The 17,355-nt window shown below is 31.5% G+C and carries 13 protein-coding genes; 5 read left to right on the top strand and 8 right to left on the bottom strand.

Annotated elements, in window-relative coordinates; all coding sequences use genetic code 11:
• Positions 1-193 precede the first annotated feature (193 nt).
• From ABMY20_RS10965 to ABMY20_RS10950, 4 genes are all read left to right on the top strand, one after another.
• The gene (locus tag ABMY20_RS10965) at positions 194-844 is read left to right on the top strand and encodes a DUF4331 family protein (RefSeq protein ID WP_073183147.1); all 651 of its coding nucleotides are present in this window, start codon (positions 194-196) and stop codon (positions 842-844) included.
• Between the two features lie 28 nt (positions 845-872).
• A complete protein-coding gene (locus ABMY20_RS10960; RefSeq protein WP_159490758.1) occupies positions 873-1,433 on the top strand; it encodes a DUF4331 family protein in 561 nt (186 codons plus the stop codon).
• An 89-nt stretch (positions 1,434-1,522) separates the two neighbouring features.
• Positions 1,523-2,818: a cell surface protein gene (locus ABMY20_RS10955; RefSeq protein ID WP_349265304.1), complete on the top strand. Its 1,296-nt coding sequence runs from the start codon at positions 1,523-1,525 to the stop codon at positions 2,816-2,818.
• Positions 2,819-2,833: 15 nt separating this feature from the next.
• On the top strand, positions 2,834-5,062 hold the full coding sequence (locus tag ABMY20_RS10950; protein WP_159490760.1) for a TonB-dependent receptor: 2,229 nt from the start codon (positions 2,834-2,836) through the stop codon (positions 5,060-5,062).
• Positions 5,063-5,171: 109 nt separating this feature from the next.
• Here the strand turns inward: ABMY20_RS10950 and ABMY20_RS10945 are convergent, their stop codons facing one another.
• The 7 genes from ABMY20_RS10945 to htpG all read right to left on the bottom strand — a co-directional run bounded on the left by ABMY20_RS10945 (position 5,172) and on the right by htpG (position 13,701).
• A complete protein-coding gene (locus ABMY20_RS10945) occupies positions 5,172-5,969 on the bottom strand; it encodes an anti-sigma factor (RefSeq protein WP_047789700.1) in 798 nt (265 codons plus the stop codon).
• Positions 5,969-6,496, bottom strand: coding sequence for a sigma-70 family RNA polymerase sigma factor (locus ABMY20_RS10940; protein ID WP_047789701.1), 528 nt, complete (start codon positions 6,494-6,496; stop codon positions 5,969-5,971). Before ABMY20_RS10940 ends, ABMY20_RS10945 begins: the two co-directional genes overlap by 1 nt.
• Before the next feature lie 34 nt (positions 6,497-6,530).
• Positions 6,531-7,097 (bottom strand): YdeI/OmpD-associated family protein, encoded by a 567-nt coding sequence (locus ABMY20_RS10935; RefSeq protein WP_253680451.1) that lies wholly within the window; start codon positions 7,095-7,097, stop codon positions 6,531-6,533.
• Between the two features lie 3 nt (positions 7,098-7,100).
• Positions 7,101-8,429 (bottom strand): M28 family peptidase, encoded by a 1,329-nt coding sequence (locus ABMY20_RS10930; protein ID WP_349265303.1) that lies wholly within the window; start codon positions 8,427-8,429, stop codon positions 7,101-7,103.
• Between the two features lie 112 nt (positions 8,430-8,541).
• Positions 8,542-9,714, bottom strand: a complete 1,173-nt coding sequence (locus tag ABMY20_RS10925) for a nuclear transport factor 2 family protein (RefSeq protein ID WP_349265302.1) — start codon at positions 9,712-9,714, stop codon at positions 8,542-8,544.
• A gap of 168 nt (positions 9,715-9,882) precedes the next feature.
• A complete protein-coding gene (locus tag ABMY20_RS10920; RefSeq protein WP_349265301.1) occupies positions 9,883-11,697 on the bottom strand; it encodes a DUF885 domain-containing protein in 1,815 nt (604 codons plus the stop codon).
• 93 nt (positions 11,698-11,790) lie between these two features.
• Positions 11,791-13,701, bottom strand: a complete 1,911-nt coding sequence (gene htpG, locus ABMY20_RS10915; protein ID WP_349265300.1) for a molecular chaperone HtpG — start codon at positions 13,699-13,701, stop codon at positions 11,791-11,793.
• 162 nt (positions 13,702-13,863) lie between these two features.
• On the opposite strand from htpG, the gene ABMY20_RS10910 reads away from it, so the two are divergent.
• Entirely contained in the window at positions 13,864-14,874 is a 1,011-nt protein-coding gene (locus ABMY20_RS10910; protein ID WP_047789709.1) for a beta-ketoacyl-ACP synthase III, read from the top strand.
• Between the two features lie 58 nt (positions 14,875-14,932).
• Here ABMY20_RS10910 and ABMY20_RS10905 read toward each other — a convergent pair whose 3' ends face one another.
• A complete protein-coding gene (locus ABMY20_RS10905; RefSeq protein WP_349265299.1) occupies positions 14,933-17,302 on the bottom strand; it encodes an outer membrane beta-barrel family protein in 2,370 nt (789 codons plus the stop codon).
• Positions 17,303-17,355: the final 53 nt, after the last annotated feature.

Here is a 17,355-nt window from a genome sequence, read left to right as displayed (position 1 = left end):
TACTCAAAAATAAACATTCATTTTTAAAAAAGAGGAGAGTAGGAGAAAGATTATAAAAAAAATAATCATCAAATACCTAGTAAAATTAAGACTTATGAATCTTTTATAAAAAAAAGTTAAAAAAATAAAAACCGTCATCACCATTTTTTCGTAAGTAAGGTAGAATGAGTAATTAACTTTAAAATTTACAACCATGAAAAAAATGAAATTAATTATTGGAGCCGGTGCTTTAGCATTAATAGGTTTAGTCTTATTAGCAGCCGATCACATTGATGCTCCAGATGTAACAGGAGGCTCAAGTGATATTACAGACTTTTACGCTTTTCAAGGAGAAAATACGAGCAATCTTGTGTTTGCAGCAAATATTCAAGGATTACTAAGTCCTTCAGCTACGGCAGCAGCAAGTTTTGATGAAAATGTATTAATTGAGTTTAATATTGATAATACTGGTGATAATGTTGAAGACTTGGTAATTCAAGCAATTCCTAGAGATGGAAAAATGTACTTTTTTGGTCCATACAATCCATCAACTACTGGTTTAACTAGTACGTTACCTCAAGATGGAACAGAATATGGGGTTTCTATAACTCCTTATGGATCTAGTGCTATTATTGGTAGTAAGGGAGGAATGCAATTTTTTGCAGGGCCTAGAGACGATCCTTTCTTTATGGATTTTGCACAATACGGTGAAATTATAGCTGGAAATGCAGGTGGTTTTAACGATCCAGGAGCAGATACTTTTGCTGGGACTAATGTATTATCAGTTGTAGTAGAAGTTCCAAAATCTATGATTGGAGGTTCAGGTACTATTAATACTTGGGTAGAAACTAAAACGAAGCAGTAAAAAACAATCAACTTTAAAATTCAAAGACATGAAACTTAACAATATAAAAATCTTAGCAATTTCAATTCTATCAATCTTTGCCTTAGCAAGTTGTAGTGATGATGATAATAACATGCCACCAATGGCTTCTATTGACTTCTCGGGAAGTTACATGCAAAAAGACCAAATGGGTAGACCAGCAGTAAATACAGTATTTGTAAATAGCGATATGAAAGATGCGTTTAATGTAACAATACCGTCAGAACAAGGAGCAAATTTTGCTGCAATGTTTGAAACAAATTTAAAAGCGTTAAGCCCAGCATATGCAAATGACGGAGATACCAACGCATTAGGTTTAGATGCAGCAGCTTTTGCAGGTGTTTTAGCTACCGATGTATTAACCGTTTCATTAGATGGAACAACAACTTTTTATGATGGAACAAATGTGTTAACAGGTAGAGCTTTGGCAGATGATGTAATTACCGTTGAATTATTATTGATTTTCGGAGGCGAGGACTTTTCTGAAAATCCTACATTATCAGATGATAATGTAGATGGAAATGATAAAGACTTCTTAAGTTCTTTTCCATATTTAGCAAGTCCTTGGTAAAATGGGGAGACTAAACCTCCTGGGGTTAAAATTGGTTGCTTTTTAGCAACCAATTTTTAAACAAATTATTAACTAAAAATCCTTCTAAAATGAAAACTATAAAAATAATTATTTGTGCTATTTTAAGCAGCACAATACTAAGTTGTACAACTTCAAAAACAACAAAGGTAGCTAACCAAGAAGAGTATAATAAATATCTACAAAGTACAACCACCACTTCAGAATCGTTAGCTCAAAAAGAACTAGATTTTTGGCAGAAAAAACTAAACAATCAGCCAACGCAGTATCCATATTTAAGTAAAATAGCAAAGGCTAATTCATTACTTTTTTCAGAAAAAGGAAATATTTCTTATTTGATAGAAGCTGAAGAAAAGCTGTTAAAAATCAATCAAAAAACAAATTATAACAAAGCCTCACATTTACGATCATTAGCAAGAAACTATATTTCTCAACATCGATTTAAAGAATCGTTAGAATTATTAAAAAAAGCAGAAGTAAATGGAGAAAACCTAAATGCTACTCAAAAAATGTTGTTTGATGTTTATTTAGAGTTAGGAGAACCTGAAAAAGCTTCAGAATACTTAGCAGAAATTGAAAATTATACTGACTTTGATTATCTAATAAGAGTTTCTAAATGGCATGATTATAAAGGAGACTTATCTTCAGCAATTCGTTTTATGGAAAAGGCCATGAAAAAAGCAGAAGAAGCTAATAATAAAGATTTAAAAGCATGGAGTTATACTAACTTAGCTGACTTTTATGGACATAATGGTCAAATAAAAGATTCTTATAAATTATATTTAAAAGCATTAGAACTAGATAACAGTAACGCGTATGCAAAAAAAGGTATTACTTGGATAGTATATTCTCATGATAAAAATCCAGATGAAGCACTCCGAATTTTAGATATCATAAGTAACGAACATTCTTCTCCAGATTACTATTTGTTAAAGGCAGAAATAGCCGAGTTTAAGAATAATTTAACAATAAAAGAAAGTAATATAGAGGTATATTTATCGGCTGTAAAAAATAGCTCATATGGTGTAATGTATAATCAGCATTTAGCTAAATTATATTTAGAAGAATTTAATGATACATCTAGTGCGTTATCATACATCGAAAAAGAAATTGAGAGTAGGTCTACGCCACAATCTTACGATTTACTAGCCTGGTATTATTACAAAAATAAAGACTTTAAAAAAGCTTTAGAAGTAATTAATACATATGTAGTAGATAAAACTTTCGAGCCCGAAATACAGTATCATATAGCTGAAATTTACAAAGCAAATGGAATTAATGATAAAGCTATGGCTTTAAAAGAAGAGTTATTAGACAGCTCTTTTGAGTTAGGTCCGTTGATGACAGAAAAAATTTTAAATATATAACCAAACTTCAGTATTTTGAAAACAAAGATTTTATTTTTAGCATTATTGTTAGGTAGTTACCATGTATTTTCACAACAATTTAAAGGAAAGGTATTAAATACCAACAAAAAGCCTTTAGAGAATGTATATGTATATAATACTACTAGTAACAGCCATACACATACAAAAGTTAATGGAGAATTTATCTTAGATAATTCAAAAGTAGGAGATATTATTGAATTTGGAATTCTAGGATACAAAAAAATCAACTTAGAATTAGGTAGTGACGATCTAAGCTCTCCAAAAACAATTATTTTAGAAATGAAAAGTTTTTTGTTAGATGAGATGGTATTATCTAATAAGAGAGATCCATTACAAACAATTGTAAGAGTTGATTTAGATAAAAAACCAGTAAGTTCATCTCAACAAATATTACAACGAGTACCAGGACTTTTTATAGGTCAACATGCTGGTGGAGGAAAAGCGGAACAAATATTTTTAAGAGGTTTTGATATTGATCACGGTACAGATATAGCGTTGTCGGTAGACGGAACACCAGTAAATATGGTTTCTCATGCACACGGACAAGGGTATAGTGATTTACACTTTATAATTCCTGAAACCATCGAAAAAATTAACTTCGGAAAAGGGCCTTATTACGCAAGCAAAGGAGACTTTAATACAGCAGGATATGTAGATTTTAAAACAAAAACATATTTAGAAAATAGTCAAGTAGAAGTAGGTATAGGTCAGTTCAATACATTTAGAACTTTAGGAATGTTTAATTTGTTAGATAAAAACAATACAGATAATGCTTATGTTGCTATTGAATATTTAGAAACAGATGGTTTTGTAGAATCTCCTCAGAATTTTAGTCGAATTAATATTTTTACGAAGTATAGAACCTTTTTAAAAGACAATAGTAGTTTATCATTATCAGCTTCACATTTTACGAGTAAATGGGATGCTTCTGGACAAATACCGCAAAGAGAAGTTGATAATGGAAATATTACTCGTTTTGGTTCAATTGATGATACTGAAGGAGGAACAACATCAAGAACAAACATAAACTTAGAACACTCAAAAGTTTTAAAGAACGATGTTAGTGTAACTTCAAATGTTTTTTATTCAAATTATAATTTTAATTTATTTTCAAACTTTACCTTCTTTTTAGATGATCCTGTGAACGGAGATCAAATAAAGCAAACTGAAAATAGAGATGTTTTCGGGTTCAATACACAGTTTAAAAAGAAAACCCATATATCAAATACACCAGTAGAGTTAACCTTTGGAACAGGTTTACGTGCTGATATTGTAGATAACTTAGAGTTATCACATACACTTCAAAGAAAAGAAGTGTTAGACCAAATTCAATTAGGAAAGGTAAATCAAACTAACTATTATGCTTTTGTAAATAGTGAGTTTGAGTTTGGAAAATTTATGGTGGCACCAGCTTTACGTTTAGATTATTTAAAATTTAACTACAATGATTATTTACTAGATGAATACAAAACGTTTTCTGAATCACAAGTAGTAGTTAATCCTAAGATAAATGTTACTTATACTCCAAATGAAAAAATTCAATGGTTTTTAAAATCAGGAATAGGCTTTCATTCAAACGATACTAGAGTAGTAGCTACACAACCTAATAGGAAAACATTACCTAGAGCTTATGGTGTTGATTTAGGAACTGTTTGGAAGCCAACCTCAAAAATAGCTATAAATACAGCATTGTGGTACTTACTTTCAGAAGATGAATTGGTTTATGTTGGAGATGCTGGTATTGTAGAACCTTCAGGAGAATCACAGCGTTATGGTATTGATTTAGGTCTTAGATATCAATTAACAGATTGGTTATATTTTGATAGTGATGCTACTTTTACAAAAGCAGAAAGTGTTGATGATCCGTCTGGAGAAAACAATATTCCTTTAGCTCCTAAAGTGACTGTAACAGGAGGATTATCAGTAAATAATTATAAGAACTTTTCAGGAGGAGTTCATTACAGATATATAGGTGATAGACCTGCAAATGAAGATAATTCAATAGTAGCAGAAGGTTATTTTGTTACAGATGCGAATATTAGCTATAAAATAAATAATATAACACTAGGTGTAGCGTTAGAAAATATTTTTGATGTAGCTTGGAATGAAACACAGTTTGCTACAGAATCAAGGTTACAAAATGAACCAAATTCTGTAGAAGAAATTCATTTTACACCAGGAACTCCGTTTTCTGCAAAAGCCACCATACGATATTCTTTTTAAAGATAATGATAGTCCGGGGGGGCTTGATAAGTTGTCATTTTTTAGAAGGATTAATGGCAACAAAAATATAGCCGCTTTAAGCGGCTATATTAATTTTTAAAATAGATTATTATACTGCACCTAGAGTATATAATTGTTCTAAAGTAGGAGTTTCGCTACCACCTGCTGGCTCAAGAGTAATACCAAAAGCTTGTGAATCATTAGGATTGTTAATAGTAAATATTTTACTATCACTAGCAGTAAAGTTATCTATAGTACCTAAACTAGTTGGAGATAACGGATCAAGTTTTAAAGACCATACTTGGTATACTTTTCCTTCTGGTGGATCAGGTAAACCTTGAACATCTAAGAAAATATTTTTAGAGTTTTTATTCCAATATACCTTTGCATAGGCTTCAGGATATACTTTTTGTCCTTGTAAAGGAACTGTAACTATATCTTTACTTCTTATTACTGCTAAAAGTTTTTTGTTTTCAGCTAAATTAGCATTAGTTTCATCTAACTGAATTTCATATTGTTCTTTAGCTTCATTAATAGTGTCTATTTGCCCTTGTAAATTAGCACTCTTATTTAACGATAAAATTAAAGTACTACCAACTACTAAAGCAGCAGCCCACCCTGTATAAGTTACCCAATTATTTTTAGATGTTCGTAAAGGAATTGTTTTAGCTGAATCTTCTTTTTCTTGTAACATTTTTATTAAAACGTCTTTAAAAGAATTTTTAGCATCTTTAGGAGCAACATGAGAAGTAAGAATAGAAATTGATTTTTCAATTTCTTTTACTTCTTCTAAAATCTCAGGATGTTCCATCATCAAACTATATACTTGCTCATTTTCTTTATCAGAAAGAGCACCAGCTATATATAGTTCTAATATTCCAGATTCTATGTGTTTGTTTGTAGCCATTATTTAAGCATAAGTCTTAATTCGTTAATACAATTTCGGCTTCTAGTTTTTACAGTACCAAGAGGTATTTTTAAACTTTCAGAAACTTCCTTTTGTGTAAAGCCTTTAAAATAAAGAAGCTCTATAACTTTGATACAAGTGTCTTTTAACTTGTTTACAAAGTTTTTTATACCAATTGCATCAGTTTTAGAGTCCAAGCTATCGTGGTTCTCTAATATATCTACGAAAATTTCGGCATCAAGGTTTTTAGAACTGTTTTTAAAGTTTTTAGACCTTGTTTTATCAATAGCTGCATTTCTAGCAATATTGATAATCCATGTAAAAAAACGTCCTTTTTTCTCAGAATAAGAGTTTGCGTTATTCCAAGCTTTTATAAAAACATCTTGTGTTATTTCTTCAGCTATTGCTTGATCTCTAACAATATTAAAAACTACACCAGTAACGCTTTGTTTGTACATTTCGTAAAGGCTTTCAAAAGCTTTTACATCTTTGTTTTTAAAATTTTTAATGAGGGATTCTAGTTGCATATAGTTAATTGATTGGAGTACAAAATACTAAAAATCATTTAGATTTAATATTAGCTTCACACAAACGAATAATTTCATCAATTCGTTTTACTCTAGTAGCTTCTCTTTTAGCTTGATGTATCCAGTACAAGTAGTTCTTACGGTAAGAAGGAGCAAAATTTTGAAAGTTGTTAAGAGCAGTGGGGTTTTTCTCAAATTCAATCTGTAGGTCTTTTGGAACTATTAAGTTTTCTACAGCATCTAAAGCATTCCAAGAACCATTTTTTTTAGCAATTTCAACAGACGCAATTCCAGCAGGGTGGATTAAGTTGGAAGTAGTTAGTTCCTTAATATATTTCTTGTTTAAAGCACTCCAAACACTTTTAGGTTTTCTGGGGCAGAAGTATTGCCTCCTTTTACCATCGCCTAAACTTTTCACGGTACTATCTATCCAACCAAAGCATAAAGCTACTTTTACAGCTTCTTCCCAACGCATACTAGGTATGTCTACATTAACTTTGTATAAAATTAGATGAACTCCATCACTTTCGTTATGGTTTTCTAATAACCACTTACGCCATTCTGTGTCCGTTTTAAAATATAGGTGAGGTTTGTCGTCCATTTGTTAACGTATAATTTTTGAAGGAAATGAAACAATGCTTTCGTGTCCGTTTTTTCCTACAGTACTTACTCCAAAGAAGTAATTATCTAAAACAATTCCGTTTAAAGTAAATTTAGTAGTACCTTCTACATATTTAAAGTTATCCCAAGTAGGAGATGTGGTATCTCTCCAATAAATTTTATATCCTTTAGCACCATTAACTTTATCCCATTGAAGTTTAGCAGACGCTTCAACAATACCGCCAATTCCTACATTTTTAGGTGAAGGTGGGGCAGCAGCAATATTAGCCAAATTAATAGCATTTACAGCGGTTAATTTTTTAGCGTAATCGAAGTTTACAAACTTAAGCCTATCACCATATTCAATACCGTTTTCTGTTCTAATATCTTGATGTTGTTGTGTGTAATTCTCATGAGCTTCCATAATTCGAATACCAGCAAAACCTGCATCGTTAAAAGGTCTGTGATGTCCGCCACGACCAAACCTATCTAAGCGATAAATCATTTTCGGATTCATTTCTGGCATATAAGTTTTAGTTGTTGTATAAATATAACGTGCTAATTGACGTGAAATTCCGTCCACTTCACCACCATAAAAGCGACGTGCTTTTCGTTGACGTTCAGTTTCGGTTGGAGGTACGGGTTCAGAAAAGATTCTAAATGTACGGTTGTCTATAACTCCATCAATACCTTTTATGTTTCCAATCATATCATTATTCATAACCCCCACAATATTCCAATTTTTTTCCTTGGCATAAGCAGCCAATCCTTTTCCACCAAATAAGCCTTGTTCTTCACCAGACAATCCTACATAAATAATACTGTTTTCAAATGTATAGTTACTTAATACACGTGCTGCTTCAATAGTTCCTGCGATTCCAGAGGCATTGTCATTAGCCCCAGGTGCATCATCAATGAAATTATTAGGATCGGAAATTCTTGAATCTATATCACCACTCATTACAATGTAATTGTTAGGATATTTTGTTCCTTTTTGAATAGCAACAACATTAACAACCCAAACATCTTTGGTGATTCTGCTATTAGTTCCTTTTTTTACAAAGTCTTTTTGGTAAAATACTTTTAAACAGTTGTTGCAATTAGAAGAAATTTTGTCGAATTCAGACTTAATCCATCGACGGGCTGCACCAATTCCACGCGTATTAGAAAGGGTATCGCTTAATGTATGACGGGTACCGAAATTTGTTAGCGTAGTAATATCTGATTTAATTCTATCTGCTGAAATAGCATTAATAATATCGTATATTTTAGTGTCGGTTTGTGCTGATATTGTTGTAGAAGTTAGTAAGAATAGTACTATGAATTTTTTCATAATTAAGGAATTTAGCTTACTAAATTACAAAACAAAAAAGAGAATAAATTGTATTTATTCTCTTTTTACTTATTGTGGAAGTGTACTTTGTGAAAAAGTTAGACTTATAAATTTATTTTACAAACCTAACCACAGCAATTTTACCATTAACTATCTCATAGATGGCGACAGCATGAAAGGTAGCTCCGTTTGCTGTAACTTCTTCCTCATCTATCACTACATTTCCTTTAACTATTCTACTAATAATTTTACAGTGTAAATCTTTTGTTGTTTCAAACTTAGGGGCATATCGTTTGCGCATTTCTTCAATACCTTCATATTCTAATTTATTTGGGTAGCTATATACTTTTACACCTTTAGCGTAAGGTTTTAAAAATGCATCTATATCCCTTTTATTATAAGCTTCTAATTGTTCTTGTGCCAAAGCTTTGGGAGATACTTCTGCTACGATTGCTAGTTTTGTTCCTTCTGGGTTTGCCATAATTCTTGAAATATTATTGATGTTCTCATTTTCAAACTGATGAAAAACAGTTATTTCTTTGTCTGTTTTAGGGTTGTATTGAAAAATCATATTCTGATAAGCAATTAACAGTGTACCATTAGGAAGCCAACAAACATCTTTACTTTTACCTGTTGACACGATTTTTTTAGTTTCTTTAGAAAAAGGGTTTAATGACCAAACTTCCCATTTTTTACCGTTTTGTTTCATAAAACTAACTAAGTTAGAGTTTGGAATTTTATGAAATGAACGTCCTGTTTGTTTAGCTATTGAAATGTTAGTGTTCTTTTTTAAGTCACTCATATAAAGTTGAAGAGTATCATTTACAATTACGGAAGAAATTACAAGGTTTTTAGTATACCACATAGGGTATGCTACTACTAAGTCTTTAATTACTTCTTTACTTTTGCCCGTTTTAAAGTTATACTGATAAAAACGTTGTAAACCATTATTATCTAAACGTACTGCTGATATATCTTTTGACTTGGGAATTCGTTGAGGTGAATATTCACCTCCATTTGGTGTGTTATTAATAAACCTCTTAGTTTCACTATCTATAGAATATTTTACAATATCGGTTTGTCCATTTCTATTGGAAGCAAACAAGATGATATTATCATCATAAAAATAAGGTTGACTATCATATCCATCATTGTTAGAAATATTTTTTCCATTGGTCACCTTCCATTGTCCATTTTCAGAATTGATGTCAAATAAATGAATTTCGGTATTTGTTTGAGCGAAAGTAAATGAGGTAACAAATAGGGAGTATAATAGCTTTTTCATCTGTTTGTTTTTATTGTTTTTTATTGGTCAGATGTAATTCGCTAACAGAGATTTTGATAGATTTCATATTCTTTATGGCTCATTTCATAATAAATAAATTGAGGTCTAAAATACTAAAAAAGTCCGCTCTAAATAGTAAGAACGGACTTTTTATGAAGATTTAGAAAGTTATTTTAGAGAAGCTATCCACTTGTCAATTTTGTTTTCTAAAAGTGCTAATGGAATACATCCAGTTTCTAAAACTTGATTGTGGAATTCTTTAATATCGAATTTATCACCCAATTCCTTTTTAGCTTTAGCGCGTAATTCACGGATTTTTAATTGTCCGATCTTATATGACAATGCTTGTCCAGGATTTGCCATATACCGCTCAATTTCAGAAATAATACTAGCTTCACCTTCCGCTTCGTTATCTAATGAATATTGAATTGCTTTTTCACGACTCCAACCTTTAGCGTGTATTCCTGTATCTACTACTAAGCGAATCGCTCGATGCATTTCCATACCTAACATTCCAAAGTATTGATAAGGATCTGTATATAAACCTAATTCTTTTCCTAAGTTTTCAGTATATAATGCCCAACCTTCACCATAAGCGCTGTACCATAACGTTTTTCTAAAATCCGGTAAGTCTTCATTTTCTTGCGTTAATGAAATTTGATAATGGTGACCCGGAATAGCCTCGTGTAAAAATAAAGCTTCATCAGAAAATACATTGTATTTAGTAGCGTCAGGAATTGGTGTATAGAAAACTCCTGGGCGAGTTCCGTCTAACGAACCAGGGTTGTATTCAGCGCTAGCAGAAGCTTCTCTGAATTTTTCAGTTTGCTTTACCACAAATGGAGTTTTTGGTTTATTACCAAATAATTTTTCTAATTGTGGCTTCATTTTTTCGTGAATAGTATTAAAGTTATCAATAATTTGTTGCGGTTCAGTATATGGCATTAACTCTTTGTTGTTACGAACAAAATCAAAGAATTCTTTTAAGTTTCCTTCAAATCCAACTTGCTCTTTTACTTTCTCCATTTCTGATAAAATTCGAGCAACTTCTTTTAGCCCTAATTCATGAATTTCATCAGCAGTCATGTTGGTAGTCGTATAATTTTTGATAGCATGTTGATAGTATGCTGTTCCGTTAGGAATGTCAGAAATACCGCTGCTCTCTCTACCAGCAGCTAAATAGTCAGTCTTTAAAAATTCATACATAGCTTTGAATGACGGAATTAATTTATCATTCAATATATTGGTATACGCTTCTGTTAATCTAGTTTTATCAGCATCAGAAAAACCAGCTGGTAAAGTGTTTATCGGAGCATAAAATAAATGCTCAGAAAAATCTGTGATTCCTTCAGGTGATTTTTTTACAACAGTTAAGCTTTTGAATTGAGGAATTACTTTTTTGATTAATGATTTAGGTAAAACATAATTTTCTTTGATTCCTTGCTGCATACGTTCTTTAGCCGATTGTAACCACGTATTGTATTTGTCTAATCTGCTTAACCAATTGTCGTAGTCTTCAACTGTTTTAAATGGTTGTGCGCTACTACCACTAGCCAATTGCCCCATGGTAAGGTTAATTGTCCACATTTGGTTAATAGGCATTAATAAGTCGTTTTTATAGCTAGCTTGTGCCAATGCCATATCACAATCCCAATCCAATACAGCTTTACTCATTTGTTGACTTTGGGTTAAGTCGGTATCTTTAAAATTGTTGAGTTTTGTTTTGTAATTTTTGTAAAACTCCTTGCTTTTTGTTTGATATTCGTCAGAAAGTGTGTTAGGAAATTGATCGTTAAAACGATTATCACCCGCAAAAGTTGCATTTACAGGGTTTAATTGTAGTTTCCCTTCGTTATAGTCTTTTAATAACTGATTAAACTCCATGTTTTCTGGAGTAGGAGTGTTAACCGCTTCTTTTTTTTCTTGTTTACAAGAAGTAAGAAGTGTAGCGGTAGCTACTATAGTTAAGAAGATTTTCTTCATGGTTATGTTTTTGATTATGAACAAATATATTAAAAAGAAAACCTCTCTGTTTTCACAAAGAGGTTTTTAAAAATGATCTATGACGATTCGCTATTATTTAATTAGTTCGTATGAACGTTTGATAAAATTTGTTAACTCTTCACCATGTAATAGGTTTTGAGATAATTTAGCTAAATCAAATGCTTGTGTAACTAATTGTTTTTGCTTGTCTTCATCAGCATTTAATATTTCCGATACTAACTCGTGATTCGTATTTACTACTAAGTTATACATTTCTGGCATGTTACCCATTCCCATCATTCCACCACCAGTAGCACTCATTTCTTTCATACGACGCATGAATTCTGGTACTGTAATTATGAAAGGAGAAGCACTAGAATCCATAGCTTCTAATTGTACTGTATAACTTGTATTATTTACAGCTCCTTCAATAACAGGTTTTAATTGCTCTTTTTCTTCGTCAGAAAGTTTAGAAATTACTGTATCGTCTTTCTTAATTAAGTTGTCAATATGGTCAGCATCTACACGTTTGAATTGTACTTTAGCATCGCCAGACTCCATTTCTAATTTTTGCATTAAATGCGAAACGATAGGAGAGTCTAACAACAATACTTCATAGCCTTTGGCTTTAGCGTCTTCAATATAACTGTGTTGCGCATCTTTATTGGCGGCATATAAAACGATGTGATTTCCATCTTTGTCAGTTTGAGCATCTTTAGTTTTTTCAACTAACTCATCAAACGTAAAGAATTTATCATCAACAGTAGGGTATAAGGCAAACTTCTTTGCTTTGCTAAAGAATTTCTCTTCCGATAACATTCCGTACTCAATAATAACCTTGATGTCGTTCCATTTTTGTTCGAAATCTTCACGATTATTTTTGAATAAAGAAGAAAGCTTATCTGCTACTTTTTTAGTGATGTATCCAGAAATCTTTTTAACAGCTCCGTCTGCTTGTAAGTATGAACGAGAAACGTTTAATGGGATGTCTGGAGAATCAATTACTCCTTTTAACATTTGTAAGAAATCAGGAACGATTCCTTCTACGTTATCTGTTACAAAAACTTGGTTTTGGTATAATTGAATTTTATCCTTTTGCATATCCAAGTTCTGCGTTAACTTAGGGAAATATAAGATTCCTGTTAAGTTAAATGGATAGTCTACATTTAAGTGAATATGGAATAAAGACTCCTCAAATTGCATTGGATACAATTCACGGTAGAAGTTTTTATAATCTTCATCTTCCAAATCCGCTGGTTTTTTAGTCCATGCAGGTTCAGTATTATTGATGATATCATCAACTTCAATTTGTTTGTGAGGCTCAGTTACTTCTTTACCGTCTTCGTCTTTAGTGGTTTTTGGAGTAAAATCTGGATCATTTATTTTCTTAGTTCCAAATTTAATCGGAACTTGGTTGAAACGATTATATTTTGTTAATAGTCCACGGATTTTACCTTCTTCTAAAAATTCAGTAGAATCTTCAGCAATATGTAATACAATTTCTGTACCTCTGTCAGACTTGTCGTGCTTCACTAAAGTATATTCAGGTGAACCATCACATGTCCAGTGAGCAGCTGGCTCGTCTTTGAATGATTTTGTGAAAATTTCTACTTTATCAGCTACCATAAAAGCAGAATAGAAACCTAATCCGAAGTGACCAATAACACCTGTTTCGTTTTTATCGTCTTTGTATTTTTCTAAGAACTCTTCTGCACCAGAAAAAGCGATTTGGTTGATGTATTTTTCAACTTCATCCATTGTCATACCAATTCCTTGGTCTTTAATGGTTAGGGTTTTCGCATCTTTATCGATACTTATTTCAATTTTAGCATCGCCTAATTCTGTCTTAGCTTCACCAATTGAAATAAGATGTTTTAATTTAGTTGTAGCGTCAGTTCCGTTAGAAATTAACTCACGTAAAAAGATTTCGTGGTCAGAATACAAGAATTTTTTAATCAGTGGAAATATATTTTCAACCGATACATTAATGTTTCCTTTACTCATAAGTATATATTTTAATTGATATTATTTTCTGCAGAATCAATAGTCAAAAAAAATACCAAATAAGAATTAGTGACAAGATGGCACTTTTTGTACGAATTATATAAAATTCATACTTTTACAGGCTTTTAATTTGTTAACTACAGAATAATCAACATAAAAAATATGTATAACTCAAAAATTACAGGATTAGGTTATTATGTTCCTGAGAACGTAGTGACTAACGATGACTTGACTCAGTTTATGGAGACGAGTGATGAATGGATTCAGGAGAGAACTGGTATAAAAGAGCGTCGTTGGATAGATCCAAAAACTTCTGATGATTCTACATCAGTAATGGGAGCAAAAGCCGCTAAAATAGCTATTGAGCGTGCGGGATTGACTAAAGATGATATTGATTTTATCATTTTTGCTACGTTGAGTCCTGAATTATATTTTCCAGGAGGTGGAGTACAAATTCAAGATTTATTAGATATGCCTACAATTGGTGCGTTAGATGTACGTAACCAATGTTCTGGTTTTATTTATTCACTTTCTGTTGCTGACCAATTTATTAAAACAGGAATGTATAAAAATGTTTTAGTAATTGGTTCTGAAAATCATTCAGGTGGTTTAGAACGTTCTACACGTGGTCGTGGAGTTACTGTAATTTTTGGAGATGGAGCAGGAGCAGCTGTTTTATCACGTTCGGAAGAGGAAGGAAAAGGGATTTTATCTTCTCACTTACATTCTGAAGGAAAGTTTGCGAAAGAATTAATGCTAGAAGGGCCTTCAACAGGACGTTGGGTTCCTGAAATCATAGAGGCCAATGACCCAGATGATACTTCGTATTATCCATATATGAACGGTCAGTTTGTATTTAAGCATGCAGTTGTTCGTTTTTCAGAAGCTATTATGGAAGGATTACAAGCAAACGGACTGCAAAAGGAAGATATTGATATGTTAATTCCTCATCAAGCGAATTTACGTATTGCACAATTTATTCAAAAGAAGTTCCAGTTATCTGATGACAAGGTGTATAATAATATTATGAAGTATGGTAATACTACTGCTGCTTCGGTTATTATAGCATTGACAGAAGCTTGGGAAAAAGGAAAAATAAATGATGGTGATTTGGTAGTGTTAGCTGCCTTTGGTAGTGGATTTACTTGGGGATCGGTAGTGATTCGTTGGTAATGTTAGACTACCTACTTATAAAATAAATAAATCCGAAGTATTAACTTCGGATTTTTTATTAAAACATACCTCCTTGTGCTTCATTATTATCTCTGTATTTTCTGCCTTTATTTTTGTTTTTTCCACTTCCAAAATTATAGGAAAATCCTAGGTAGACAGAGTTGTACTCTAGTGTATACTTTCCTTTTTGCATAAAAGGGGTGTTAGATGTATAATCAAAATTTACATTATTAAAAATGTCAGTACTTCTTAAGGTAATACTTCCTTTACCGTCAAATAGCTTTAACCTAGCTCCGGCATTAATCATAGTATATGGTTCTATAGAATACTGAATGTTTTTACTTTTACCTCTAAAAATACCTGATAGCTGGAAGCTCAGTTTTTTTGAAGCTTTAAAAGAGTTGCTTATACGTCCTTTTACTAAGGTGTTTTTTACCGTTTCAAAGTTACCATTTAAAACACCTTGAGAGTCTTGAATGTACGTTTCAAAAGAAGAATTGAGTGTCCACCATTTTTTTGGCTTAAAACTAGAAGAAAGTTCAATACCATAACTATCTGCATAATCGTAATTGGTAAACGAAGTAATGACTTTGTCTGAATTTTGTTCATCTTGCTGCAATAGTCGACCAATTTTTTCATTTGTTCTTCGATAAAATGTTCCGAATGATATATAACCTTTAGTGACTGTTTTAGTATAATTAAGCTCTAGAGAGTTTGTAAATTGCGGCTGTAAATTAAGGTTTCCTCTTGATATAGTTAGAGGAGAAAACCACTCTTGAATTGGTGTTATCTGATATGCAGAAGGTCTGTCAATTCTCCTACTATAGGCAAGTTGTAACTTATCTTTTTCAGTAAAGCTGTATAGAATTGATAATGAAGGATACCAACTAAAAATATTATTTTTTAAAGTGGTGTTTCCTTGTTCTGTATTCGAAAAAAGAGCATCTAGGTAAAATTGTTCTAATCTTAAACCTGTCTGAATTGAAATTTTTTTGAACTCCTTGTTGAAATTTATATATCCTGAATAAATATCTCTATCATAATTTAACGTTGTATTTCCTATAGGTTCAAGAGAAGTAGAATCATTTATGTTTTCTCTATCGGTAAGTATTAGATTGTAAAAATCTTGCTTTCTAAATTCAAATCCTAATTCTAGTTTTCCTGACTTTATAGGTTTTATATAATCAATGTTCAACAACCAAAGTTTACGTGTGTCTTTAATGTCATTTGTATAATTATATTCTTTTGAACTGGGATTTATAAACTCTTCGTTAGTCGTTTTTTCAGGATTTTTGGTTAGAGAGTGATTAAGTTCAATCTCTAAATTCTGTCCTTTATCATCAAAATTGTAAACATAATCAGCATTATAGGTTTCATTTTTTTGATTGTAATTAGAAAAACTTCTATTGTCAAAAGTCAAAGAATTGTTTTCGGTTACTAGTGTATTCGTTATTAAACTATTGTTATCGAAATTTTGATAAGTGTATATAGATAAAATACTTTTAGCTGTAAGATCTATATCTATTCCAAATTTGATGTTATGATTTTCAGAATTATTTAAAAAGTAAAGGTTTTGAGACAGATTACTGTCTACTCTTGTTAAGTTATTGAAAGTTTCATAATCGCCCCAACTAGTATTATAGTTTAGATAAAAATTAGTAACTCCTGCCTTGTAATTGGTGTTTAAGATTATGTCGGGTTTGGTGTTTCTACTGTGCTTAATACCTGCAATAATACTACCATTAAAACCAATTTTGGTGTTCTTTTTTAGGATTAAGTTGATAATACCACTCATACCTTCAGGAGTGTGTTTTGCTGATGGGTTTGTAATTATCTCAACGCTTTTTACCGAGTTAGAAGGTATTTGTTTTAATAATTGAGCTGTATTTACGTTGGAAGGTTTTCCATTCACTAAAACTCTAACATTTTCATTTCCTCGTAAGCTTATAGTTCCAGAAAGTTGATTAATATCTATTGAAGGAATATTTTCAAGCATTTCTAAAGAGGTAGTTCCAGTAGCTGTTAGGTCATTACCTACATTAATAATTTTTCTGTCAATTTTTTGAATAAAGGCTGAAGTTTCTCCTTGTATTTCAACTTCATCTAGCTGTGTGGTGTTCTCTTCGAGTAAAATTGTTCCTATTTTACTATTCTTTTTTAAGTCAATTTTCTTTTCAAAAGCTCTGTAACCAATAAATTGAAAAGTTAAAAGTAAATTTTCCTTTGGAAGTTTTTCAATTTTAAAATTCCCTTTTTCATCAGAGATACTACCAGTAAGTATTTTGTTAGAAGTATTTTTACAAGAAATAGTAACGAAGGGTATTGGTTGGTTATTTTTTTTATCTAAAATAGTTCCTGTAACCTGTAGGTTTTGAGCTAGGCTCAAATAAGTACTTAGGAATAAAATTAATATTAGCAATCTTTTCATATATTGAAGGGAATGAAATTCTGCTAAAAATAAAAAAAACGAAGTATTTAACT

This window comes from Tenacibaculum sp. SSH1-16 (assembly GCF_040104435.1).
GTDB lineage: Bacteria > Bacteroidota > Bacteroidia > Flavobacteriales > Flavobacteriaceae > Polaribacter > Polaribacter mesophilus.
The sequence above is the reverse complement of the archived record's forward strand: the minus strand, read 5'-3'. Positions and strand labels throughout refer to the sequence as shown.

Excerpts from the sequence above, each read along its gene's own strand:
- ABMY20_RS10955 (WP_349265304.1), top strand. The coding sequence starts at position 1,523 with ATGAAAACTATAAAAATAATTATTTGTGCTATTTTAAGCAGCACAATA.
- ABMY20_RS10940 (WP_047789701.1), bottom strand. The coding sequence starts at position 6,496 with ATGCAACTAGAATCCCTCATTAAAAATTTTAAAAACAAAGATGTAAAA.
- ABMY20_RS10965 (WP_073183147.1), top strand. The coding sequence starts at position 194 with ATGAAAAAAATGAAATTAATTATTGGAGCCGGTGCTTTAGCATTAATA.
- ABMY20_RS10960 (WP_159490758.1), top strand. The coding sequence starts at position 873 with ATGAAACTTAACAATATAAAAATCTTAGCAATTTCAATTCTATCAATC.
- ABMY20_RS10945 (WP_047789700.1), bottom strand. The coding sequence starts at position 5,969 with ATGGCTACAAACAAACACATAGAATCTGGAATATTAGAACTATATATA.
- ABMY20_RS10905 (WP_349265299.1), bottom strand. The coding sequence starts at position 17,302 with ATGAAAAGATTGCTAATATTAATTTTATTCCTAAGTACTTATTTGAGC.
- ABMY20_RS10930 (WP_349265303.1), bottom strand. The coding sequence starts at position 8,429 with ATGAAAAAATTCATAGTACTATTCTTACTAACTTCTACAACAATATCA.
- ABMY20_RS10925 (WP_349265302.1), bottom strand. The coding sequence starts at position 9,714 with ATGAAAAAGCTATTATACTCCCTATTTGTTACCTCATTTACTTTCGCT.
- ABMY20_RS10935 (WP_253680451.1), bottom strand. The coding sequence starts at position 7,097 with ATGGACGACAAACCTCACCTATATTTTAAAACGGACACAGAATGGCGT.
- ABMY20_RS10920 (WP_349265301.1), bottom strand. The coding sequence starts at position 11,697 with ATGAAGAAAATCTTCTTAACTATAGTAGCTACCGCTACACTTCTTACT.
- ABMY20_RS10910 (WP_047789709.1), top strand. The coding sequence starts at position 13,864 with ATGTATAACTCAAAAATTACAGGATTAGGTTATTATGTTCCTGAGAAC.
- htpG (WP_349265300.1), bottom strand. The coding sequence starts at position 13,701 with ATGAGTAAAGGAAACATTAATGTATCGGTTGAAAATATATTTCCACTG.